Here is a 22,859-nt window from a genome sequence, read left to right as displayed (position 1 = left end):
CTTCGCCCAAGGCCAAGAGCCCCACGCGGTATGCACCCCTAGCTCAACTGGATAGAGCATCGGACTACGAATCCGAAGGTTGGAGGTTCGAATCCTCCGGGGTGTGCTTTAGAGCCTCTAGGAAACTAGGGGCTTTTTGCTTTTCAACGCCAAGCCCCGATGTTGCTCTGGGTGACAAATGGATGCGGTGGCTGCTCATCGTGTCGCGCGACACTTATTGGTGGAAGCTGCATGGCGATTCAGGTTGTGTTGAAGCCCAGCTTTAAGGTCACGGCCGCGTTTCTCACTGTTGCCTCACTAGGAGGCTTTTATTTTGCGGTGTGGTTACCTACAGAGCGGAATTACCCTCGAGTCATCGATGGCGAAGGCATGACGCTACGTGATGGTACTCGATTGTCGTGGGATGCACTCACTGGAGTTCAATCTCGACCTGCAGAAGTGTTGTGGCTGCACTTTGGCAAGTTGAGAGCGGTTATTGCACCGACCTCAATAGACCCCGATGACCAGGTTCTCGCATTGGTAAAGAACAAGACTGAGCATCTCGCTTAGTGGGCACATAGCGACAAGTGTCGGAACTCCGCATGCGGAGCAATATTTCTGAAGGCATCTGCGCTTCGAGTCGCGCGCTGATATTCCTCAACTCCTGTTTGCATCGCCATCGTGCGAGCATTACAGTGATCAGCAGGTGGGTTGTTTCGCTTGGGAACACCAGTGCCACTGACTAGCTTTCTCCGAGTTGTTGGGATTCTGATATGAAGACGTCGCACATTGTATTTTCGCTGTTCGTGTTCAACCTGCTGTGCTATTGCAACAGCGCGCTAGGCGCTTCTAGCGACACCACTTGGTTTGTGCGCGATGGCGCGGCCGTGGATGTAGTGGATGAGCGGGATGCATGGAAGGCTAGCGACGCTGGTCTGGTGGCAACGGGGCAGGAGAGCAGACTGAATGCGGGTCGGACGGTCGGCACCGGTGACTTTGAGGTGTTTGCCGAACTCCGGCTGAAGAATGTGGGCAAGCAGCATGCGTCGTTGATGCTGGATGCGGCCGATCGGATGGCCACCGGGGAGTTGATCTTCTCTCGCGACGATCATGTTTACGTGCGTGGCTTCTTCTTTGGCGATCGAACTCAGCGGGTCCGCCCAGTGAAGGGACTGATTGAGTCTGGCGAGTGGTTCCAGGTTCGGGTGCGGCGAGAAGGCGAACTGGTGACGTTTTCCATCAACGATCAGGATGTGTGGAAGATGGAGTTTGCTGGCGATCGCCCGTTCGGGAAATTGACGCTCTGTCCCGGGAAGGCGCGGATGACGGTCCGGTCGTTTGGAATTCGAGGCGAGACAGGTTCGTTGGACGACTGGACGCCACGTTTAAAGCGCGACTACCCGTTGGCAGGTGAGGAGCACTCCGAGGTGTTCGTGCGGGGGCAGGATGGTTACCACACGTACCGCATTCCCGCCATCGTGAAGTCCAATCAGGGCACGTTGTTGGCGTTTGCCGAGGGGCGTAAGCAGAATCAGTTTGATCATGGCGACGTCGATATCGTCTTGCGTCGCAGCGAGGACGGCGGCCGCACGTGGCTGCCAATGCAACTGGTGTACGAGGAAGGAGGCGACGCCCGGGTAACGATTGGCAACCCGGTGCCAGTGGTGGATCGCGATACGGGTAAAATCTGGCTGTTCTTCTGTCGCGACAACGAAGATGTGCTGGCGATGTACAGCGACGATGATGGGCAGACCTGGAACAAGCCGGTCGATTTGACTGCCACGCTCAAACGACCTGAGTGGACCGGTTGGTACGCCACCGGGCCATGCCACGGCATCCAACTGGCGAGTGGTCGCCTCGTCATTCCTGCGAATCACAACGCTCCCAATCGCCGCAAGGGCACCGAAACGCACATGATTATCTCCGACGATCACGGCGCCACGTGGCGGATTGGCGGAAGCGTCGATGCGGCCACCAACGAGAACTCCATTGCCGAGTTGGGCGACGGTCGGCTGTACGTGAATGCACGCATCAGCACTCACCGCAACCACACGCATCCCTACTTGCGATACGTGGCCTACAGTAACGACGGAGGCGAATCGTTCGAGCTGCCGGAACTGGATGACGAACTGACTTGCTCCATCTGCGAGGCGAGCGTCCTGAGCGTTACCCGTCCGAATGGCGAGAGCGTGCTGCTGATGAGCAATCCCCGCTCCCAACGTCGCGAGCGGATGACAGTACGCGCTAGCACCGATGGCGGCCAAACCTGGAACAAGGGTCTGCGCATCTACGAAGGCCTATCCGCCTACTCCGATATGGTGCAGATCGATGACGAAACTGTCGGGCTGGTGTTCGAACGCGACCTGTATAACGGACTAACGTTCGTGCGGTTCAAAGTGGCCGCTGTCTTGGAAGCAGAGTGAGGGCCAGCAAGTTTCACGGTTGGTTGAGATTGCGATCGTAACTTTGGGCGTTGCCGATAGCTTCGCTCGTTCTCAAATAGCGATCGTAGATGCGTAGATCGCCGATGTCGCCATCCATCGAGGGGGCGACTTGCAGCAATGGGCCGCCTGTGACATCTTCAATTGGGCGATCAAACGACTGATCGAGAAACCGGCTCTGGCCGGAATAGCGATTGGGGTCGTCTTCTCCATCGCAAAGTTGACCATCGACGAGCCCGGTGATCATCTTCGGACCGCCATCGACAATGATTGTTAGGTGGTGCCATTGGTCAGGAGACAGCACGTCATTGTCGGTCGTCCAGTCGATCGAATTCTCGCCATCGTTGATAATGAACTGCAGCTTGTTGTGCTCGGAGGACTGCAGCAAAATCCCTTGTCCTTGTGGATCGCGTGAATCCAGCAGTATCTGACCTGGTTCCAGGGTTTTCAACTTCAGTCGCAGGTCGATGGTAAAACCGCCATTTTGGGAGAGATTCGGTAAATCAGGCATGTCGATCTCGCCGGTGAGCCTGCCAACTCGATGGAGAACCAATCCTCGTTTCGCTGCTTCGTTCAGTTGGCCTTGTCGCCACATGTCCTCCACGACATCTCGTTCGACGGATATCACCCGGGCGTCACGCTTATTGGTTGCGGAGAAGTAGAATCGGTCGTCAGTCTCGATCATGTCGGGGTAGCTGATGCCTCGGCCATCGGTTGTGTAACTGATCAACTCGGGTTGTGACCACACGAGATGACCACCTTTCTCGACCCCAGCCGAAAGCCACACCAAATCTCGGCCTGTGACCGGCAGGGCTTTGTCCTGACGCCAACGACCCCTGCTACGGAGTTGAAGTGTTGTGTTATGGAACCACAACAGGTATCTCTCATCCTCCGTTTTCCAAACCATGACACAGGCGCGGGGCGATTGGATCTTCCTTCCGCCGGGTTCGTAGGTAGCATATTCAGGCTCCGACCAGGTTCTTCCTCGGTCCCTGCTGTAAGCTGTCCCAGGATACCCTCTCGTCGTACGATACACACAGAACATGTCGTCGTTCGACAGAGCAACAACGTTGTGCTCTTCCTGGGTTGATCCAAACGCATCATTGCGGATGCCTCGGCCGCCATTGGGGAGCAGTTTCCAGCGAATCTTGTCAGGGTCGGATTCCGTCAAGATGTTGTCTGATCGATAGAGCCACCCTTCTCCTTGACCATGTATGTACTCGCCCATCCGTGTAAAGGCGAAGAAGGCGTCTCCCTTATGGATCATCGGTTTGTCGACGCCCCAAAAGAGCTGTACTGCTCCACCCCAGTCGTTGACTCGATCGACCTCGGCTATTGGCATGGGCAGCCGGTATCGCTTGTCGGACCACGTTCGGCCCCCATCGTCGGAGAATTTGTAGACATACCAGCCGAGGAGTGTGTCGACGGGGAGTTTCTCGCCATTGAGTTCGTGGATCTGGTCGCCGTTGTAGTTATAGAAGGCGTAGATCCGGCCACCTGGCGTGATCAGCGGAACTGCCCAGGAGGACTTCAACTTGCTAGAAGGCTCAACGTCAATCAGATCCGACCAGGTCTTCCCCTGATCGGTACTGATGGTGGCTGCGATGTGCTGGCCTTCACCACTTTCCCCCTTAGGTCCGGTTGTCATCGTACAGACCCAGTTGCCGTCCTGTGTGGTCACAATGTACGGCTCGTCGCAGTAGCTTTCGTCCGGAATCAGCCGGGCGTTGGCGAAATACCGCGGGTCTTCACTCTGACCATACGTGGACAGGCACGCGATCCAAGCGATGAGCAGGTAACCGTATCTGTTCGCTTTCATAATATGATGTTCTCTTAGAAAGGCGTATCCGGAAGGAGCTAGTAGCCATGCCGTTGCTGGCGTTACTTGGCCGCGGCGGAAGTTACTTCTCCGGTAGCTTTATCCTGCCAAGTGAACGCATCGGGATCGAATTCAAACCCCTTCTTGGCCGCTGCAGGCTTCGCCCATTGCTGGGGGAGCCAGCGGGCGAGGCTTTTCTTGACGTCGGTCATGTCTTTGTCGGCGGCGAGGTTGTTCCACTCGTGCGGGTCGGTTTGGTGATCGTACAATTCTTCGGCACCGTCCTTGTAGCGAATGTAGCGATAGCGATCGGACCGGACGGCTGCATTGCCGCGCAGGTACTCGACTCGCGCCGGACGCGCCCATGGTTGCGTTGGATTTTCGAGCAAGGCAACCAGCGACTTCCCGTCCAACGTCGCCGGAGCCTCGGTATCCGTGAGTTCGACCAGTGTGGGGTACAGGTCGATGAGGCTTACCGGCCGATCGCAAACGCCTGGACTCGAGTGTGGAGCGCGGATGACTAGCGGTATCCGAGTGGCTTCTTCCCACAGTGTGCCTTTGTGCCAGTGTTGCTTCTCGCCGAGATGCCAGCCGTGATCGGACCACAGCACGACGATCGTCGAGTCTTTGTAGGGACTCTGCTCGAGTGCTTTGAGAATCCTACCCAGTTGTGCATCGGCGTAGGTGATGCTGGCGAGGTAGGCTTGAATGGCGTGTTTCCAGCGATCGGCTTGCTTGATCTTGCGATAGTCGCCGCGACGATCTTTGGCAAGCTTCAATCCAACCGGTGGAATGTCTTGCAAGTCGTCGTCCGGCACCTGCGGAAGCACAATGTCCTCCAGCTTGTATCGGTCGAAGTACTCCTGCGGAACGTACCACGGCAAGTGAGGGCGGAATAAGCCGCAGGCCAGGAAGAACGGTTTGTCGTGCTTCGCCTGCAAGAATCGCACGGCGTAGTCGGTGCTCAGAGCATCGTCATAGTCTTCCGCGGCGATGGGCAGTGATCCCCAATCGTTCTCATGGCTCAACCCATCGACGCCACTAAACGGGAATTGCGCGGGTTCGGGAACGTGTTGGCTCCACGGATAGTTGATCTTCGCTCCGCGAAACCATCCGTCGTTGCGAAACCGCAACGGGAGGAAGTCGTCCCACTGGTTGGGTGGATGGTTGCCTGCGGTGTGGTGAAATATCTTGCCCGCTCCGGCGGCGTGGTAACCACTGCGACGAAAGTGCGCCGGCAACGTGACCACGCCGGGCAGGTTGGGATACCACCACTGGTTGTTGTCGTACAAACCGGTTGTCGAAGGATACAAGCCGGTGAGAATCGCGGCGCGCGAGGGGGCGCACTTGGGCGAAGGGCAGTGGGCATTGGTGAACAGCATGCCACGGCTCGCCAGATCGTCGATGTTGGGCGTATGAACGACCCCTTCGTAGCCGTCCAGGCAGTTCACCCAGTCCTTCATATCGTCTACCGCCAGGAAGAGGACATTGGGTGCCGGCGAGGCGGCCATGACGGTTGCGAGCGGAAGCAACCACGCCACCACCCAGGCACGCGCGAAGGGCGGCAGGCAAGTTCGGGAAGACGAATCGTGCATCGATGTTTCCTCCGCAAAAACCGAGATTAGCCCTGGAAAAATTGGGAGTCTAGCTTTCCGTCTAATATTTCACTATTTTTAGAAGTATTATCTTGACCGCGGGTATATTCAACCCTAACTTGAGAATCGCACCATTTTAGGGTCCCCTGCGAGCCACTTAGTAGGGCTAAGTAATGCGAAGTACCGGGCGGTATTCGATACACACTTCGGCGCGTTTTCTCCTGTGGAGTGTTGTGCTTGCTGCCTGGAGCGGAGTGCCGATGCAAGCGATTGCCGGCGACTCCGACCCCTCGCCCACGAACATCGTTTTCATTCTGATCGACGACCTAGGGTGGACCGATCTCGGCTGCTACGGCAGTACCTACTATCAGACCCCGAACATCGACCAACTTGCGGCCGACGGAATGTTGTTCACCGACAACTACTCGGCTTGTAGTGTCTGCTCGCCAACCCGCGCGGCCATCATGACCGGCAAGTATCCTGCGCGGCTGCTGTTGACGCAGTGGCTGCCTTCGGGGCGTTGGGATCCGGCGAAGCGACGCATGCGGGAAGGCCGCTATATCTCGGATTTGCCGCTGGAAGAAGTAACAATTGCCGAGGCCCTCCGCGAAGCCGGCTATCGCACCGCGTTCATGGGCAAGTGGCACTTGGGTGCCGACTCGTACTACTCGCCCGAGCACAACGGTTTTGACCTGAACGTCGCAGGCCGCGACTACGGCGCACCGGGCAGCTACTTCTATCCTTATGAAGGCACGTGGAAGATTCCCACGACCGGCAAGACCTACGTCAAACACAGCATGCTTCCTGGCGAGCAAGGAGATTACCTGGTCGATCGGCTGGCAGAGGAGGCAGAGAAGTTCATCCGCGCCAACTCCGAGGCTCCCTTCTTTCTGATGCTGTCGCACTACGCCGTGCATGCGCCGCTGCAGGGCAAGCCGGACAAAGTGGAGCGTTACAAGCAGGTGCACAAGAAGGACCGCCAGGGGCCGCCGAACTATGCCGCGATGGTAGAGAGCGTCGACGATAGCGTGGGGCGGGTGATGAAGGCGATAGAGGAGTTGCACCTCGACGACAACACCCTGATTATTTTCACGAGCGACAACGGGGGATTCGCCAAGGCCACCGACAACTCGCCGCTGCGTGCGAACAAGGGCTCGAGCTACGAAGGCGGAATCCGCGTGCCGCTGATCGTACGCTGGCCCGGCAAGACAAAGCCTGGCTCCAAGAGTGCCGAGCCAGTGATTAGCACGGACTTCTATCCGACGATCCTCGAAGCCGTAGGCCTGCCCGCGCGGCCGCATCAGCACGTCGATGGCGAGAGCCTCGCACCGGTGCTTTCTGGCGAAGGCAACCTCTCGCGCGAAGCTATCTACTGGCACTACCCGCACTACAATCAGCATCCGCAGAGCTTTCCCTCCGACGTGGTTCGCGCTGGCAAGTGGAAGCTAATTGAGAACCTCGAATCAGGCGAACAACAACTGTTCAATCTCGCCGAGGACATCGGAGAGCAGAAGAATCTCGCTGCGAGCCATCCTGCCAAGGCGGCTGAGTTGGCGGGGAAACTGGAAGCGTGGCGCGCAGAGGTCGGCGCCGATCCGATGCTGCCGAATCCGCAGTACGACGACGCTTCGCGTCGCAAGCAGGCACAGGCAACGGTGCACCCGAACTGAGAGGCTGGTGTTCGCTGGTCTGCACTGGTCCGCATTCAACATTAACCAAAGGCTGTTTACTATGAACCTTTCTACGAACCACCTGAAAGCGGCCTGCGTCGCTGCTCTATTTGTCGTCGGAGCGCTACGCCCGACTCAGGCAGAGACAGTCGACTACACCACCAGCATTACCCAAGAATTTCCATGCCCCAAAGAGGGCTTTTGGTTCCAAGCCCGCGCCGAGTCGATTCCTCGCGAGATTCTCAAGGATTCCGGCGCGAGCGGCCCGCGCGTGTTGCTGACGATGCAGTTGCACGGCATGAAGGGCACTCACAATTACAAAGGCATCGTATCGGCATACACCGACGACCTGGGAAAGATCTGGCAGGGGCCCACCGCGCATGACGAACTGGATTTGCGTGTCGCCGAAGACAATGGCAGCCGGTATTACGAAGTGCCGGTTGACGCGACGCCCATCTATCATCCCCAAACTCAGAAGGTCCTGCTGGTCGGCGCGACGTTCCATGTCGACACCAAGACGAACAAGGACGTGCCGGGTGGAGCGAGCGACGTTTTCTACGCGGTGTACGATCCCAAAACAGAAAAGTGGGACACCTGGCAGAGGCTCGATTTTCCCAAGTCGTTCAAATGGCCTTACAAACGAGCCGGCTGCGTGCAATGCATCGTTCAGCCCAACGGCGAAGTGCTGATGCCGATCTACTTTGGCGAGCACAACAACAGCATTCACTATTCTGCCGTGGCCCGCTGTGCGTTCGATGGAGAGAAACTAACCTACCAGGAGCATGGCAGCGAGCACGTAGTGGACAATGGCCGTGGGATGAGCGAGCCGTCGATCGCATGCTTTGAGGGAAAGTACTTCCTGACCATGCGCAACGATCACACGGCCTACGTAAGCACTAGTTCCGACGGACTAAACTACACGCCGCACGAGAAGTGGCGATTCGACGACGGGGAAGAACTCGGCAGCTACAACACGCAGCAGCACTTCCTGACTCACTCCGACGCATTGTTTCTGGTCTATACCCGACGAGGGTTGGACAACGACGACGTGATGCGCCACCGCGCACCGCTTGTCATGGCACAGATCGATCCGGCAACCAGTCGCGTGCTGCGCGACACCGAGCGAATCGTTGTTCCGAAGCAAGGTAGCGCTGCGATGGGTAACTTCGGCACCTGCAACGTTTCCCCAGGCGTTTCCTGGATCGTCGTGGCCCATCGAACCACTACGCCCGGTGATAAGAACGTGGCGATCTGCCAGATTGAGTGGAAGCAACCGAACGAGCTGGTCGCGGACTGAGCGCTGTAGCAAGCTTGCGCCGAATTCTACGCAGACGAGAAGGGGTGTTGTGATTGACTTATCGAGTTTTCGTGCTGTTTTAGTAGCACTGTTCGTTGTTCTGTGCATTCAGTCATTTGCGGAGACAGAGTTCTTACTCTCCGACAAGGGATCGGGGCGTGCGACCGGCTACGCCGAATCCAACAAGATCGTCACCTGCAACGGCAAGACGCACGTGGGGTGGCTCGATACTAACGAGAGTGGTTTCGAGGTAATGGTGCGCACATACGACCATTCCACCGGTGAGTGGTCGCCGTCTTATCAAGTCGGGCCGGCGCAGGACAATCACGGCGGTCCGGCGATGGTTGTTGATAGTGAAGGATACCTGCACGTCGTCTATTACCCGCACTCCGAACCCATGCGTTATCGTAGGTCGTTGCGGCCGAATGACGCGTCGGAGTGGACTCCCGAGGTGGAGTTCGGCGATCGACTCACGTATCCCACGCTGGTCGTCGGGCCCGACAACACGCTGTACCTTACCGCACGGTATCGCGGCTCCGCGGAGCAACCATGGGAAGTGCAGTTCTTCGCCAAACCGCCCGGCGGTTCCTGGGAAAAGCGATCGACCATCATTCGGGCAGGGGAGCGGAGTTACTCGCAGTTTCAGGAAGCCCTGGCCTGGGGGCCCGATCATAAAACGCTGCACCTCTGCACCCGGATGTACGGCGACCTGCCGCGGTGGGCGTATTTGATTGGCTACATGAAGTCGACCGACTTTGGCAAAACATGGCAGCGGCTCGATGGCAGCCCCATTGAGCTACCTGCAGTGAAGGCGACGATCGATCCGATCGAAGTGATCGACCCGCAGCGGAAGATGGATTACGCGGATACTTCGTCGCTACGAGCAAGCGTGCTGGCGGTCGACGCGGAGAATCGGCCCTGGGTGCTGTATAATACATTGCAGCCCGATCACAGTTTGCCACGTCGGGCGTGGCTGGCAACGCCGGATGGCGAGCGCGGTTGGAAGAAGACCTCGCTGAACGAGAAGATCGACGCCTTGCCCGAGGGGTGGGGGCTGGGTACACCGGGCGGATTGGTGATTAGCAGAGACGGTCGCATGTCTATCGTGCTCACCGCGGCAGACGATGTGGCCCAGCCTACGCTGTGGGGGACGACTTCCAGCGAGGTGATCTGGGCCGAGTCGAGCGACGGCGGCCAGACTTTTACCTCGCAAATGGTCTCTCGACGCGATCCGACCACGGCCCATTGGCTTCCCAACATCGAGAAACCGACCGGTTTCAACCAGCCATCGGCATTGCCGAGCGTCCTTTACCTGGTTGGAGAACGGGGTGATGATAACAACCAGATTCTTCAAAACCGAGTTATGATTTGGAATCGAGGCAACCGGTGGTAAGTACAACAATGCACTGCTTGAGACTCAGTTCGGCAACCGTAAATCGATCCGTTGGAATCAGCCTGCTCTTGGCCTGGTGCCTGACGCCAGTGTGCTGCATAGCCGAGTTGCCGAAGGTAACCAGCCTCGGTAGCGCTCCCCCTTCGGACGCGGTGGTCATCTTCGATGGCACCAGCACCAAGCACCTGGTGAAGGTCGACGGCTCGCCCTGCGATTGGCAAATCGAAGGCGACGAGCTGCTTGTGCCCGGCAAGCAGAAAGAGAATCGCGGTGTGTGGACAACCTTCCACTTTCGCGACGCCCAAATTCATGCCGAATTCCAGCAGCCCAAGGTCGACCGCGAGCACGGCAACAGCGGGCTCTACTTTCATGGCATCTGCGAGCTGCAAATCTACGCGGTCGCGGAGAAAGAGGATCGACCCGAGTTGGTGATCGGCTCGATCTATGGCATCAAACCTCCCCTGGTCAACGCCGGCCGGGCTGCTGGCGAGTGGCAAACGTACGACGTCATTTTCAAAGCCCCTCGGCGGGACAAAACGGGCAAAGTCACAACGCCCGGCAGCATCACCGCACTGCTCAACGGGGTGCTGGTGCAAGACAGCACGGAGTTTACCGAGCCGACTTCACGATACGCACCGATGAAGTTCGACGTGACCGACTACACCAAGAAGGTGAACCAGCAGATCCGCGAACACGAAGTGGGACCCCTCTATCTGCAAGACCACGACTCGCAGGTTCGCTTTCGCAACGTGTGGATTCGCCCGCTGGACGACAAAGCACGTTGGTTCAAGGAATAAGGTGTGGCGTAGCACCGGCGGGGCTGCGCTGCATCAGTCCTGCTGATTCCCCTCGGCGACCCAAGCCAGGTTGAACTTGGCCAGCGTTATGTTGCCCGGGATGAACGCGCCGTGTTCGTTGACCTTGCCCGACTCGTACAGCACGTAGATCATCCCATCGGGACCAACGGCTACGTCGCTGTAGCCGCTGTCCTGTGGCTCGATCGTACGCGACATCGGCCAGGTCTCTCCCAGATCGCTGCTTACCCGAACGGTCACGTTCTGCCGTTTTCGCGCTCCCCAGGCGGCGCCTGAACTCGACGTGCGCGGCGCTTCGCTGTTTGGATTGCAGAAAAGGAGGAGTTCGTCCTGGTTGGGGGACTCCATCGTGGTCATGCTGCCCATGCAAATAGGTTCGACGAGTTGGTCGTGCGGCTGGGGTTTGCTCCAGTTATTTGCGCCATCCGGGCTGAAGGCGAGAAACCTCCTGTAGTGACGCGACTCTGTCCGCATGTTCGCCATGACTCGACCGTCAGCCAGTTCGACCACCACGTGCTCGCTTGGGTTGGGTGTGTGGTCGTCGGTCTGGGCGATGACGTCTCCCGCCTGCCACGTTGTGCCTTGGTCGTCGCTGTAGATGGTCGCAGCGATGGAGGGACGGTGTTTGTGACTGGTCGAGAGCCATACCGGCACCACGAATCGGCCACTGCTGGTGACGATGCCGTGCCCTGGTCCCATGGCGATGACTTCCCAGTCGTAGCCGTCGCGATCTCGGAACACATCGAACACCGACGTGATCTCGCGCGGGGGAGACCACCGTTGGCCCTCGTTGTCCGATACCTTTAGATACGCCCGGGCGTAGTTGATCTGGTACATCAGGTACACTTTGCCCGACTTGGGATCGACGATGAACGTCGCATTGTCGACCGTGTTCTTTCCGTCGTCGGTAACGATCGCCTGCTCGGTCCAGGTCTTACCGCCATCGTCGCTGCGGCGAACCATGGTGTCGATATCCGACCAGTCCCCGTGGCCATCGAAGCGGGCTGCCACGGCAGCGAGTAAAGTGCCCTTGGGAGTGATTACGAGCGATGGAATTCGATAGGTCCGGTAGCCCTGGTGGCCGGCCTCGAACAGCACTTGGGACTCGAAGAACGGTTCGCCCGACTCCGGGCTTTGGTCTGCACTAGCGGAATGGGAAAGCAAGCAGCTCAATGTGAATGCCAGGCCTACACGGCCGGTGTGAGATCGGAGGTTCATCGCCTAGTCCTCGGAGTTGGTGGACGCGGAGGTGGGAAATACGCTCTTCAGTTTGTGGCTGAGCGCATTGGATTGTTGTGCGTAAGCTGCGTCAGCCGATACGTTCGTCGTTTCGCCGGGGTCCTTCGTGTGATCGTACAATTCGGTGGCAACTACGGCGCCTGTTCGATTGTCGCGCCACTCGACAAAGCGAAACGCATCGGTTCGTACGGAGTAGCCCATGTAATCGCCGTTGTTGGTGTGACGAATGCCACTTGCTGCGCGTGGAAACTGGGAGTAGGCAACACGATCGCGCTGGGCGGTCGGGTCGCTCATGAGTGGCACCAGGCTCCTGCCTTCGAGCGTGGCTGGCGCTTCGAGATTGCACAGTTCTGCCAGTGTTGGATAGATGTCCAGCAACTCGATGATGGTGTCCGTAGCTGCCGATGGCGTCGGGATTCTGGGGTCGTAGACAATCAACGGGGAACGAGTAGCGACTTCGTAATTGCTGCACTTGGTCCACAACCCCAATTCGCCCAAATGAAAACCATGGTCGCCCCACACAACGACGATGGTTCGCTGCTGTAAGCCGCTCTGCTGGAGTTGATCGATCACTCGTCCCACCAGAGCATCCGTGTACGCCACGCAGGCGTAGTAGCCGTGCCGCAGTTGGGCCACCTCTTCGCGGGACAGATTCTGTGATGGGAGCTCAGGAATATCGCGATACCCTTCCAGCTCGCCCCATGTTCGGGTAGCAAGTTCCGGAGCGCCCCTAGGGGTGTTGCGGTGCTCGAGAGCAGCCGCCACGCTACTGGCAGTCAGTTCCCAATACCGCTCCGGCGCGCAGAACGGAAGATGCGGTTTTCGAAAACCAACGGCCAGGAAGAACGGTTGCTCGGAGTCGGCAAGATGGGCCAAGGCCTCACAGGCTTTGCCGCACACCACTCCGTCGACATACGCGTCGTCCGGCACGTCGGCGCGCTCGGTAGCGTCTCGCTTGAGCCCGCTGCCGCTCAGGTTCTGGGGCGTTGCGTATCTCAACTTGGCCGACCGGACGAGGTCGAGTTCTGGCTCGGCTGTCCAGGAAGGTGGATCCTTCGCTGCTCGACCATTGCCGTGGTAGATCTTGCCAATGCTTTGCGTGTGGTATCCATGCTGCTTGAACAGCTGCGGCAGTGTCACCACGTCGGGCGCGTGGTCGCGGAAGTGTGCTTTGAGGTCCCACACTCGGATCGTGTCGGGTCGAAGGCCGGTCATCACCGAAGCGCGCGAAGGGTTGCACAGCGACTGCTGGCAGTACGCCCGGTGAAACACCGTGCCACGGGTGGCCAGGGCGTCGATGGCTGGCGAGTTGGCCGTTGCATCGCCGTAGCAGCCCAGCGACGGCCGTAGGTCATCCACGGCGATGAACAGTACATTGGGGCGGTCGGATGCGGCCGATGCTCTGCCGCAAGAGACTGCGGCAACCAGTGCCAGCAGCAAGGCAAGCGGCAGAATGGCCCTCACCCATTTCATGGCAGGCTCGTGCTGGTCGTTGCCGCAGGCTGGAAATCAGCGTTGCGTTGACTCTTCTTCATGCCGGACAGGGCGTAGAGAGTCAATCGCTCTGTGCTTGGATCGGGAGCTGGGGCCAACTGGCTGGTGACCCAACCGACGATCAAGCACGTAAGGATGCCTATTGTTGTGTAGATGTAGCCACTGATGGGAGTGAATAACCAGATTGCAGCCATGGTCCCCGCACCCACCAACGCCCCACACATGGCTCCGAATGCGTTTGCACGTTTGCTCACAAACCCGAGGGCAAACAATCCGCCCAAAACACCCATGAACAGCCCGATCACTATCAGGAAGGCGTCGAACAACGATTTGATCTGCGGATCGACAAACAGCAGACCTACCAACGTTCCCAGGACACCGGTAGAGAATGTGATCCACCGTGCAATGCCCAGGTAGCTCCGCCCTTCGTCCTCCTTTCGATCGCTTTGAAGAAAGTCGGTGACGATCGTCGTGGCGATGGAATTCATACTCGTACTGACCGTGGACTGAGCCGCCGCAAAGATGCCAGCGACCACAAGCCCTGAAATGCCAATAGGCATCTCGCTGGCGATGAAGTACGGGAAGACCTGGTCGGTCGAAATGGTCGGCGAGAGCCGTTCAGGGTGTGTCTTGTAGAAAACGTACAGCGCCGTTCCGATGCCGAAGAACAGCAGCGTAGCGGGTATCGTTAGCACCGCGTTCGTCCAGATCGAGCGGGCGGCGAGTTTCTCGGTGGGTGTCGTGAGGTAGCGCTGCACCACGGCTTGATCGGCGGTGTACGACGACACGTTCTGCCCGATACCACCCAGGATCACAACCCACAGCACCAACTGCGTACTTGTCGCATCCCAACCGAGGTTGGCCATGTGGAGTTTCCCATCCGCAGCGGCGGAGGAAGCAAACGTGCTGAACCCGGTGTCGCCAATCAACAGCGCTAGCGCCAGCAACGCTCCTCCAAACAACACGAACGTTTGAATCGTGTCGGTCCAGATTACCGCCTCGATGCCCCCAATGGTGCAGTATGCAATGCTCAACACTCCCATCAGCAGCACGCACTGCGTTGGCGTTAGCGGAGTAGCGACCGCGAGCGCGAGACCGGTGAGCGACATCACCACGGCCATGCGGAATAGATGGAACAGCGTAAAACTAAGACTGCCGAACTTGCGCACCTTGCGGTTGAATCGCAATTCAAGGTACTCGTACGCGCTGGTGACGTCGAGCATGCGATAGAACGGCAGAGCCAAGAATACCGCCAGGATGGCGACGACGGGAATCATGAAGTTGCCCACCGCGTACACCCAGTCCTGGGCGAACGCCTTGGAGGGTATGCCGGTGAAGGTTAGCGAACTGAGCATCGTGGCGAAGATGCTGCAACCCGCCGCCCACCATGGCAACTGCTTGCCCCCGCGGAAGTAATCGTCGGTGTCCTTATTGTTCCGATTGCAGTAGAGCCCAACGCCTACCATTGCCAGTAGGTAGCTGATGAGTACTAGGTAGTTGAGCGTTCCGAAGTTCGCCGAGTTGTGCTTGGGCGACACGGCCCAGACTGCTGGGGTGCGGACGCGGGGTCGGACTTCGCCGCTGGCGACGATGAACTCTCCGCCCCACTTCACCGCCGGCGTCGTGACCTGGTTTTGTGGCGTTTCGCCGATCTCTTCCCAAGCATTCGTGATCGTGTGATAAGCGAATGAGGTCTTGGTGAACCCGGGGTGGTCGTCGCCCAGTGCATCGGCTTGATCGAAGAGACTGCCGTCGTCGCCGCTGAGCACCAGGATGTGGCTTTGACCGCTGGGAACCGCGGTGCCGGCAGCGATGGCTTGTGGCGCCGAATTGCGCTCACGCCAGGAATTCGTGCGGGGATTGTATTCCCAGTTGTCGGAAAGGAACTTTGCCTTTCCGTCTTCAATGCGCCGGCCGCCGATCACGTACAGGCACTGGTCGTAGCCGTTGTGTTGGGCGACCATCATGTGCAGGGCTCTTGCACCGCCAGGGCAGGGGGGAAGTTCCTTCCACTCTCGCTCGTCGGCTTCGAGTTCCAGGTTCAGCGACCAAAGTTTGTCAGTGGCCGTTGCCAGGTCCTGCCCTGATTGCCCGCAGGACAGGTAAACCACGTTGCCGATAACGGCCGCTTGACCGAAGACATTCGGTGCGGGTAACGCGGGGAAGTCGACAACCTGAAGCTTCGACTCGCCGGCTACGTATTTCAGCAGCATCGCTTTGTCGAACACCTGCTTTGCATCATTGCCTCCCAGGGCGAGCACGCCATCGGGGAGCGTGGTGACTGCAGAGTAGCCAACGGGGGCCGGCAGCTTACCAGCGTGTTTCCAGGTGTACTGTTCACCGCTACGGGTCAGCACATAGGCATCATCGTGCCACTGTTTTTCGTTGTCCCAAACGGGCTTGGGGAAGTTGGCGCCTCCGGCCACGATGAGGCAATCGTTGCTGAGACCCACGATGGGCCCGGCGACTCCAAGGGGGTCGGGCAGGTCAGGAAGCTCGCGCCACTCGAGCCAATCGTGTGACGCATCTGCGTGAGCAACCGAAGATGTACACGCCAGCATCGTGATGCAGGCGAGCAACGAAGCGTAGGTGGCGATGAGGCGATGCATCTTGCTATTTTGAGAGGAGCGACCGCGCTACACAACTGCGTGTGAGCATTGGGTTTCACGGCATCCGATCGCGATGCCTGGCATCACTTACCGCTCGCCCGCGATGGACTCGGGGGATTGATTACCTTGACCACTGCGGCTCGGTTGAGAATGGGGAGTCCGCACGGGAGTGTCTTTTCGTTCCGAACTTGCACCGGGCATTGGTAACCGCTGGATTTCCTCCCGCAGCCACTCTTGCTGCGACTGATCGAGCGAAACCAGCGGCAACCGTAAGGTAGGACCACACACGCCGCGTTCCGACATCAACCACTTTCCTGCAGGGGCAACCCCCACCTGCTTACACAGATCGATATAGCGGAGGGCGTACAGCATCCACTGGTTGGCTCCCTCCATGTCCTGGTGCGACAGTCGCTCTTCAATGGCGAAGAACACCTCAGGGATAATGTTGTAGAAACTGCCGACCGCCGATCGGGCACCTATGGCCAATGCGGGTAGCAGAAGCTCATCGCGGCCGAACATCAGTTCCAGGCGGCTGCCCCACTTCTGATTGCATTGGGCGAACTCTCCGAGGTCTTCGTGAGTGAACTTGATTCCAGCGAAGCTCGGGATCTTGTCGATAGCGCGCTGAAGGAACGAATCCACTTCGAGCGGCACGTGCGTGAGCGACGGAATGTGATAGTAGTAGAATGGGAGCTGAGGGGCGGCCGACGCCAAGTGGGCGAGGAACTCCAGCAGGTCCTCTGTCGTTTGAGGACGCAGGAACGAGGGCGCCATGGCCGAGATGGCAACTGCGCCCACCGATTTGGCGTGCGAGGAAAGAGCCACAGCGTCCGGCAGGCAGTTGTGCCCCGTGTGGACGATGATATTCAGTTCGCTGGCGTGATTTCCCCAGACTTCGGCAATCTTCAGGCGTTCGTCGGTAGTGAGCGACAGGCTCTCCCCTGTGGTGCCGTTGATAAACACATCGCGAATACCACGTTCCAGCAGGTAACTGGCGTATTTTGGTATCGCCTTCAGGTCGACGGAACCATCCGCGCCGAGCGGTGCGTAGGTAGCGGGAATGAGTCGTAGTTGCTCAGTCGTTGCGTGTCGAGAATCTACTCGCATTGGATGCTCGTTGTATGCCCTCGTTGCCTGAATAGACCGCCCGAAGCTAGTTGGCCGAGGCCATGAAACGACGCTTCTTAGTCAATGTTGCCCATCCTATCACTAATATTATCGGTCAGCAAGCACTATTTCCGGGCGCCCAAAAGTGTTTGACCAATCAAAATTTCTAGGGCGAACTGTGGCGATAACGCCTAGAAAATCGGGGCGTACACTAAAAGTACTGATGTTGCAGTAATATTCCATAGACTAAGCCGCGCAAATAGAGTACCATCTGTGATTCATGGTGAGAAACCTGATCCATCAAGCTACAATCCGACGTGTTAAGACTTCATTGCACATCCCCGCACGGATATTACTCACTATGGCACGTTCCGGCTCCGATACACCACGATTAGTAGAACTCGCCGAGAAATTGGCGTCCGACATCGAAGACCGTAACCTGAAACCGGGCGATCGCTACCTCACTACCGTCGACGCCTCCAAACTGCTGGGGGTCAGCAACGGACTGGCCAACCGGGCTCTCCAGTTGCTCGAACGCCGCCAGATCATCACCAGGCAGCAGCGCCGTGGCGCCTTTATCGCCAATTTGCCGGGCGAGTTGTCCGTTCCGCCGTTGCGCCGGGTGCATTTTCTCGTCCACCAGAACTATCTGGCCTCCGAAGGGGTTGGCAACGATATGGTCCTGCTGGGTATGCAGGAGGAACTGCCAGGCGTTCACGTGCAGATCAGTTTTCTGCCGCAGGAGAATGCGGATGGCTTTGTGGCCGATCTCATCGACCACTCGCTCACGGCCAAAGCACGGGATGGATTTATCCTGGTGCGGGCGCCGTTTGAAGTCCATCAGTTGGTAAGCAACAGCGGAGTGCCGGCGCTCGTTTACGGGGGGATCTACCCGGGCATTACCCGGCTCACGCGTCTGGACCGCGATATGACGAGCATCGGTTACCTGGCAACCGACTACCTGTTGTCGCAGGGGCACCGGAAGCTTGCCCTCCTGTCGCGACAAGAAACGCGCCCAGGCGATCACGACACGTTTGACGCCGTTCGCCGGCGGCTAACGGAGGCCAAGCTCGATCCAGATGCCCTCTACGAGCGCTTCCTGCCTCCTGCGACAAGTGTTTGCGAGGCCTCAGTGCAGCGACTACTGATTCAGGACGACCCTCCTACCGGGTTCATCTGTCGTACGGTGCGCATGGCCAATGCGGTGAGGGAAGTCGCCAAGAAACTGAAGATGTCGAAGAAGATTGACAGAGTTTTGTGCGATAGCTATTCGCCAGCCAACCAAGCGCCGGAGCATGTGTTCTTGCGTCCTCTCTATTCGTCGGAGGAGCAGGGGAAGCACATTGCACGAATGCTGGCTGCGATGGCTCGCGGTGAGGTGGTTGCCGATGAGGTCATTCCGGTCGAACTGGACGCATCCGCCAAGTAGTAACGAAGGTGAGTATCCGAAGGGTGGTCGTTCCGCACTTGAGGTGTCGACCAGCCGATGCGTAAGGTGGATCCGTTGAAGATTACAGATGTCCGTTGCGTGCTGCTGAGCGCGCCCTACGCCACTCCCGACGACGCAGAACGGGTGCTCCATCTTAAAACGGGCTTTCGTCCGGCGGGACTGATCCGTGTGGAAGCATCCGACGGTTCCTGCGGATACGGTGAGGTGTACTCCGGTGTCTACGCTCCGGAAACGGTTGCGGCGTTGACCAACCAACTGGGCGAGGCGATTCAAGGCCAAGATGCTCGTCGCCCCGCGACCCTTTGGGAACGCATGCGACTGGCGAGCTACTATTGGGGACGCCTGGGCATTTCGCAAAGCGTGATCGGCGGTATCGAAATGGCCCTGTGGGACCTGCACGGCAAGTCGCTCGGCGTGCCGGTTTGCGATCTCTTAGGTGGGCGGACGCATGACGCGCTGTTGGCGTACGCAAGCGGCGGAAACAACAAGCCCGAAGACGAGTTGCGTGCGGAGATGCGAGGCTACGTCGAGGACGGCTTTCGCGCGGTCAAGATTCGCATCAACAATCTGCCAGGTGTCGACGAGATCGTTCAAAAGGTCGGCATCTGCCGCGAAGCTTTGGGCCCCGACGTCGGCCTGGCGGTCGACGCAGCCCAAGGGTTGGCGCGACGGCCTTGGACGGTCAAGCAAGCCACCACGATTGCCAAAACCATCGAACAGTTCGATCTAATGTGGATCGAAGAGCCCGCGGAGGTGGCGAACTATGATGGGTTCGCCGAGATTCGCAGGAACATCTCCATTCCGGTGGCCGGTGGCGAAACGGTCACAAGCCTTACCGAGGCGGAATCCTACCTGAAGGCAGACGCTTTGGATCTGTTCCAGCCCGACGCGTCGCTCATCGGCGGACTCTCTGTGTTTCGAAAGCTCGCCGACTTGTGCGATCGACGTCAGATCCCGGTGGCGGTCCACACCTGGAGCGCCGGAGTGGGAATCATGGGCAATTACCACGCGGCGTTCGCATCGCGAAACTGTTCGATCGTGGAATTGCCAAGCGTTCCCAACCCGCTCCGCGAAGCGGTGCTTGCCGAGCCGCTACGGCTGGTCGAAGGAAAAGTACCTGCGCCCACCTCGGCTGGTTTAGGTCTTACGGTCCCGGACGATCTGGAGTCGCAGTATCCCTATCAACCGGGCACCTACTACAAAATCCTCGGAGCAACCGATCGCCAGGAGACCGAGTGAGCCAGGCGGAGCGATCCAGATGAAGGACATTCACCAACCCGACGACATTCATGGCTTGTGGGCAGCGGTTCCCATGCCGTGGGCGTCCGACCAACGCTTGAACGCTCCAATGTTGCAGCGCAACCTGGAGCGTCTGGCAGCTGCCGGAAGCGATGGGATCTATAGCACCGATAGCGATGGCGAGTTCTACGCGTTGGAGCTCGATGAGTTTAAGAGCTTCATCGAAGCGTTCTCGCGGTTCATGGAGCCGCTGGATTGTCGAGCGCAGATGGGGGTAACTTGGACAAACACCCAGGGGATTATCGACCGCATCAAGGTGTGCCTTGATCATGGCATTTCGACGGTACACGTCTGCTACCCGTATTGGATGCCCTTGTCGGCGGACGACGTCTGGCGGTTTTGGAACGACCTGGCCGAGGCTGCGCCAGCGGCCAAGTGGGTGCATTACAACACTCCTCGCGGCCATGTCGTGATGAATGGCAGCGACTACAAACGACTTGCTGCAGAGTTTCCGGACCAACTGGTGGGCACCAAGCTGGCGTCGCAGAACGTGGTGGAACTGTGCGACGTGATCGGCTCAACACCGCATCTGGCGCACCTGGTGACCGACTTCGTAGTCGCACCGGCCATGATGCTGGGAGCGCGGGGCACCTACAGCTTTTGGGTGAACACCTTGCCCGAGTGGCAGCGGCGTCTTGTCGACCTCTGTCAGAAGCGGACGTGGGACAAAGCGATGGCCATGCAGGCCAAATTCAATCGCTGGGAGCACGACTGCGTCGATCCGCTGGTCGGGCGAGGCTACCTGCACGGCATTGTTGGGAAGGCACGCGCCGCTGCTTCGGGGTTTCTGGAAGACGACGGCTACACCAAGTCCCCCTACCAACCCGTGCCGAATTCGGACCAGAAAGTACTTGCCGAGCAATTTCTCGAGTGGTGGCGGAACGAGCTGACGGAAGAGTCGTGGTATAATCAAGTTGAGGTAACCGAGCGATGCCATCCTACGTGAATCTAGCAACTCTGTTTTGCTTCGTTGCTTCTTGCTTTCTACCATGGCTAGCTGGCATTGCACGCGCCAGTGATCCACGGATCCTCTCGGTCGACGGTTCGAGCCGAGCCACGGGCTATGCCGAAGCGAACAAGATCATCACGTTCGATGGTAAGACGCATGTGTCGTGGCTGGATTCCACGACGCAGGACGGCTTTGAGGTGAAGATCCGCACGCTTGATCATGCTACGAGTCAGTGGTCGCCCACCTACACCATTGGCGAAGCGGAAGACAATCACGGCGGGCCGGCGCTTACGATCGATAGTGAAGGCTATCTGCACGTCGCTTACTACCCTCATCACGAACCAATGCGGTATCGTCGTTCGCAGCAGCCAAACGACACGTCGTCGTGGACTCCGGTCACGCACATTGCCGACAACCTAACCTACCCGACGATGGTCACGGGGCCGGACAATACGCTTTATTTGACGGCCCGCAACAGTACGGGTTCGAGCTGGTCGAACGACCTGTTCACACTCTCGCCGGGCGGATCGTGGTCGAGCGCCAAGCCGCTGATCGAGGCGAGCGATACCAGCTACTTTCACTTCCAAGATGCGCTGGCGTGGGGACCCGACCATCAGACACTGCACATGTCGGTTCGTATGTACGGCGAGGATCCGCGTTGGGGATACAAGATTGGCTACTTGCAGAGCACCGATTTTGGCGACACGTGGCAGCACTACGACGGAACTCCAGTGACGCTGCCCGCCTTCGAGTCGACGCTCGACACCGTCGAGGCAACCCCGCCATCACAGCGGGCGCAGTACGAGAACTCATCGTCCTTGCGAGGTGGATCAATCGCGGTAGACAACAACAATGTTCCCTACATTCTCTACAACACTCTGCAGGATGATGGCTCACTTCCGCGCCAGGCGTGGATTGCAACGCCGGATGGGGCGGGCGGCTGGAGCAAGACGCTGCTCAACGACAAGATCGACATTCTGCCGGACAATGGCTGGGGGCTCGGAACGCCCGGCGGACTGACGATCACGCCCGACGGCCGGATGACTATGGTCCTAACCATGGCTGATGATTCTTCGCAGGGAAGCTTCTGGGGAACCACGTCGAGCGAAGTCGTGTGGGTCGAGTCGAACGACGGAGGTCAGACATTCACCTCGCAAATCATCTCTAATGTGGATCCAAGCACACCTAACTGGCTACCGAGCATCGAAAGGCCAACCGGATTCAACGAATTAACGACCGCAGACCCAGCGGTGGTTTACACTTCTGGCGAACGGGGCAGCAGCAATACGGCGATTGTCAGCAACGAAGTCATTTTCTGGGCCGAAGGCGGTAACTTCGGGTGGAACGGTGTGTTGGGAGATGTGAATCAAGACGGATTTTTCACGGGCAATGGTCACGGCACTCCCGACCGAGATGACGTTTCCGCGTTCATAGATGCTTGGGGATCCGGTGAACTGCCCGGCGTCTTTGGGACACGAGCCAGCTACATGCGAGGCGATCTCAACTTCGACGGCAAAACGGACATCTGGGACGCTGTTCTGATGCGAAGCTACCTCATCGATAACTCGATGCCAACAGAGCGGTTGGCGGTCTTGTTCAGTCCTGTGCCCGAGCCCTCGGCCTTCCCAGTGGTACTCATCGGGCTTGGCACGCTTGCTGGTTCGATGGGACGCACGCGCTGGTGCCACACCGACGAGTAGTCG

At 58.5% G+C, this 22,859-nt stretch carries 16 protein-coding genes and 1 tRNA gene; 11 read left to right on the top strand and 6 right to left on the bottom strand.

The window, feature by feature from the left end:
- The first annotated feature begins 32 nt into the window (after window positions 1-32).
- The 3 genes from ACQK2L_RS26375 (at window position 33) to ACQK2L_RS26365 (ending at window position 2,402) form a co-directional block, all read left to right on the top strand.
- Window positions 33-106 (top strand) — tRNA-Arg (locus tag ACQK2L_RS26375).
- A gap of 125 nt (window positions 107-231) precedes the next feature.
- The gene (locus ACQK2L_RS26370; RefSeq protein ID WP_425400037.1) at window positions 232-549 is read left to right on the top strand and encodes a hypothetical protein; all 318 of its coding nucleotides are present in this window, start codon (window positions 232-234) and stop codon (window positions 547-549) included.
- Between the two features lie 203 nt (window positions 550-752).
- Window positions 753-2,402, top strand: a complete 1,650-nt coding sequence (locus ACQK2L_RS26365) for a sialidase family protein (protein ID WP_425400036.1) — start codon at window positions 753-755, stop codon at window positions 2,400-2,402.
- Between the two features lie 13 nt (window positions 2,403-2,415).
- On the opposite strand, the gene ACQK2L_RS26360 is transcribed toward ACQK2L_RS26365, so the two are convergent.
- Together ACQK2L_RS26360 and ACQK2L_RS26355 are read right to left on the bottom strand one after the other, a co-directional pair.
- The gene (locus ACQK2L_RS26360) at window positions 2,416-4,239 is read right to left on the bottom strand and encodes an exo-alpha-sialidase (protein WP_425400035.1); all 1,824 of its coding nucleotides are present in this window, start codon (window positions 4,237-4,239) and stop codon (window positions 2,416-2,418) included.
- A gap of 62 nt (window positions 4,240-4,301) precedes the next feature.
- Window positions 4,302-5,834 carry a sulfatase gene (locus tag ACQK2L_RS26355; RefSeq protein ID WP_425400034.1) on the bottom strand — a complete coding sequence of 511 codons (1,533 nt, stop codon included), beginning with the start codon at window positions 5,832-5,834 and terminating at the stop codon, window positions 4,302-4,304.
- A gap of 260 nt (window positions 5,835-6,094) precedes the next feature.
- Here ACQK2L_RS26355 and ACQK2L_RS26350 point away from each other — a divergent pair, with 260 nt between their 5' ends.
- From ACQK2L_RS26350 to ACQK2L_RS26335, 4 genes are all read left to right on the top strand, one after another.
- Entirely contained in the window at window positions 6,095-7,504 is a 1,410-nt protein-coding gene (locus ACQK2L_RS26350; protein WP_425400033.1) for a sulfatase, read from the top strand.
- Between the two features lie 61 nt (window positions 7,505-7,565).
- On the top strand, window positions 7,566-8,801 hold the full coding sequence (locus tag ACQK2L_RS26345) for a sialidase family protein (RefSeq protein ID WP_425400032.1): 1,236 nt from the start codon (window positions 7,566-7,568) through the stop codon (window positions 8,799-8,801).
- A 49-nt stretch (window positions 8,802-8,850) separates the two neighbouring features.
- Window positions 8,851-10,194, top strand: coding sequence for a BNR-4 repeat-containing protein (locus ACQK2L_RS26340; protein WP_425400031.1), 1,344 nt, complete (start codon window positions 8,851-8,853; stop codon window positions 10,192-10,194).
- 17 nt (window positions 10,195-10,211) lie between these two features.
- Window positions 10,212-10,991: a 3-keto-disaccharide hydrolase gene (locus tag ACQK2L_RS26335; protein ID WP_425400030.1), complete on the top strand. Its 780-nt coding sequence runs from the start codon at window positions 10,212-10,214 to the stop codon at window positions 10,989-10,991.
- Between the two features lie 33 nt (window positions 10,992-11,024).
- On the opposite strand, the gene ACQK2L_RS26330 is transcribed toward ACQK2L_RS26335, so the two are convergent.
- The 4 genes from ACQK2L_RS26330 to ACQK2L_RS26315 form a co-directional block, all read right to left on the bottom strand.
- Window positions 11,025-12,227: a sialidase family protein gene (locus ACQK2L_RS26330; protein ID WP_425400029.1), complete on the bottom strand. Its 1,203-nt coding sequence runs from the start codon at window positions 12,225-12,227 to the stop codon at window positions 11,025-11,027.
- A 3-nt stretch (window positions 12,228-12,230) separates the two neighbouring features.
- Window positions 12,231-13,721, bottom strand: a complete 1,491-nt coding sequence (locus tag ACQK2L_RS26325; protein WP_425400028.1) for a sulfatase — start codon at window positions 13,719-13,721, stop codon at window positions 12,231-12,233.
- On the bottom strand, window positions 13,718-16,351 hold the full coding sequence (locus tag ACQK2L_RS26320) for a sodium:solute symporter family transporter (protein ID WP_425400027.1): 2,634 nt from the start codon (window positions 16,349-16,351) through the stop codon (window positions 13,718-13,720). Before ACQK2L_RS26320 ends, ACQK2L_RS26325 begins: the two co-directional genes overlap by 4 nt.
- 87 nt (window positions 16,352-16,438) lie before the next feature.
- Complete coding sequence (locus ACQK2L_RS26315; RefSeq protein ID WP_425400026.1) at window positions 16,439-17,458, bottom strand: dihydrodipicolinate synthase family protein; 1,020 nt, start codon at window positions 17,456-17,458, stop codon at window positions 16,439-16,441.
- Between the two features lie 361 nt (window positions 17,459-17,819).
- On the opposite strand from ACQK2L_RS26315, the gene ACQK2L_RS26310 reads away from it, so the two are divergent.
- The 4 genes from ACQK2L_RS26310 to ACQK2L_RS26295 all read left to right on the top strand — a co-directional run bounded on the left by ACQK2L_RS26310 (window position 17,820) and on the right by ACQK2L_RS26295 (window position 22,856).
- Window positions 17,820-18,887 (top strand): GntR family transcriptional regulator, encoded by a 1,068-nt coding sequence (locus tag ACQK2L_RS26310; protein WP_425400025.1) that lies wholly within the window; start codon window positions 17,820-17,822, stop codon window positions 18,885-18,887.
- A gap of 75 nt (window positions 18,888-18,962) precedes the next feature.
- Window positions 18,963-20,147, top strand: a complete 1,185-nt coding sequence (locus tag ACQK2L_RS26305; protein WP_425400024.1) for a mandelate racemase/muconate lactonizing enzyme family protein — start codon at window positions 18,963-18,965, stop codon at window positions 20,145-20,147.
- Window positions 20,148-20,166: 19 nt separating this feature from the next.
- Window positions 20,167-21,153, top strand: coding sequence for a dihydrodipicolinate synthase family protein (locus ACQK2L_RS26300; RefSeq protein ID WP_425400023.1), 987 nt, complete (start codon window positions 20,167-20,169; stop codon window positions 21,151-21,153).
- Window positions 21,138-22,856 (top strand): BNR-4 repeat-containing protein, encoded by a 1,719-nt coding sequence (locus ACQK2L_RS26295; RefSeq protein WP_425400022.1) that lies wholly within the window; start codon window positions 21,138-21,140, stop codon window positions 22,854-22,856. Before ACQK2L_RS26300 ends, ACQK2L_RS26295 begins: the two co-directional genes overlap by 16 nt.
- The last annotated feature ends 3 nt before the right edge of the window (window positions 22,857-22,859 follow it).

Origin of the sequence: Aeoliella sp., from assembly GCF_965227375.1 — a bacterium.
GTDB lineage: Bacteria > Planctomycetota > Planctomycetia > Pirellulales > Lacipirellulaceae > Aeoliella.
The sequence above is the reverse complement of the archived record's forward strand: the minus strand, read 5'-3'. Positions and strand labels throughout refer to the sequence as shown.

Excerpts from the sequence above, each read along its gene's own strand:
- ACQK2L_RS26360 (WP_425400035.1), bottom strand. The coding sequence starts at position 4,239 with ATGAAAGCGAACAGATACGGTTACCTGCTCATCGCTTGGATCGCGTGC.
- ACQK2L_RS26350 (WP_425400033.1), top strand. The coding sequence starts at position 6,095 with ATGCAAGCGATTGCCGGCGACTCCGACCCCTCGCCCACGAACATCGTT.
- ACQK2L_RS26330 (WP_425400029.1), bottom strand. The coding sequence starts at position 12,227 with ATGAACCTCCGATCTCACACCGGCCGTGTAGGCCTGGCATTCACATTG.
- ACQK2L_RS26320 (WP_425400027.1), bottom strand. The coding sequence starts at position 16,351 with ATGCATCGCCTCATCGCCACCTACGCTTCGTTGCTCGCCTGCATCACG.
- ACQK2L_RS26355 (WP_425400034.1), bottom strand. The coding sequence starts at position 5,834 with ATGCACGATTCGTCTTCCCGAACTTGCCTGCCGCCCTTCGCGCGTGCC.
- ACQK2L_RS26370 (WP_425400037.1), top strand. The coding sequence starts at position 232 with ATGGCGATTCAGGTTGTGTTGAAGCCCAGCTTTAAGGTCACGGCCGCG.
- ACQK2L_RS26345 (WP_425400032.1), top strand. The coding sequence starts at position 7,566 with ATGAACCTTTCTACGAACCACCTGAAAGCGGCCTGCGTCGCTGCTCTA.
- ACQK2L_RS26325 (WP_425400028.1), bottom strand. The coding sequence starts at position 13,721 with ATGAAATGGGTGAGGGCCATTCTGCCGCTTGCCTTGCTGCTGGCACTG.
- ACQK2L_RS26300 (WP_425400023.1), top strand. The coding sequence starts at position 20,167 with ATGAAGGACATTCACCAACCCGACGACATTCATGGCTTGTGGGCAGCG.
- ACQK2L_RS26315 (WP_425400026.1), bottom strand. The coding sequence starts at position 17,458 with ATGCGAGTAGATTCTCGACACGCAACGACTGAGCAACTACGACTCATT.
- ACQK2L_RS26310 (WP_425400025.1), top strand. The coding sequence starts at position 17,820 with ATGGCACGTTCCGGCTCCGATACACCACGATTAGTAGAACTCGCCGAG.
- ACQK2L_RS26365 (WP_425400036.1), top strand. The coding sequence starts at position 753 with ATGAAGACGTCGCACATTGTATTTTCGCTGTTCGTGTTCAACCTGCTG.
- ACQK2L_RS26295 (WP_425400022.1), top strand. The coding sequence starts at position 21,138 with ATGCCATCCTACGTGAATCTAGCAACTCTGTTTTGCTTCGTTGCTTCT.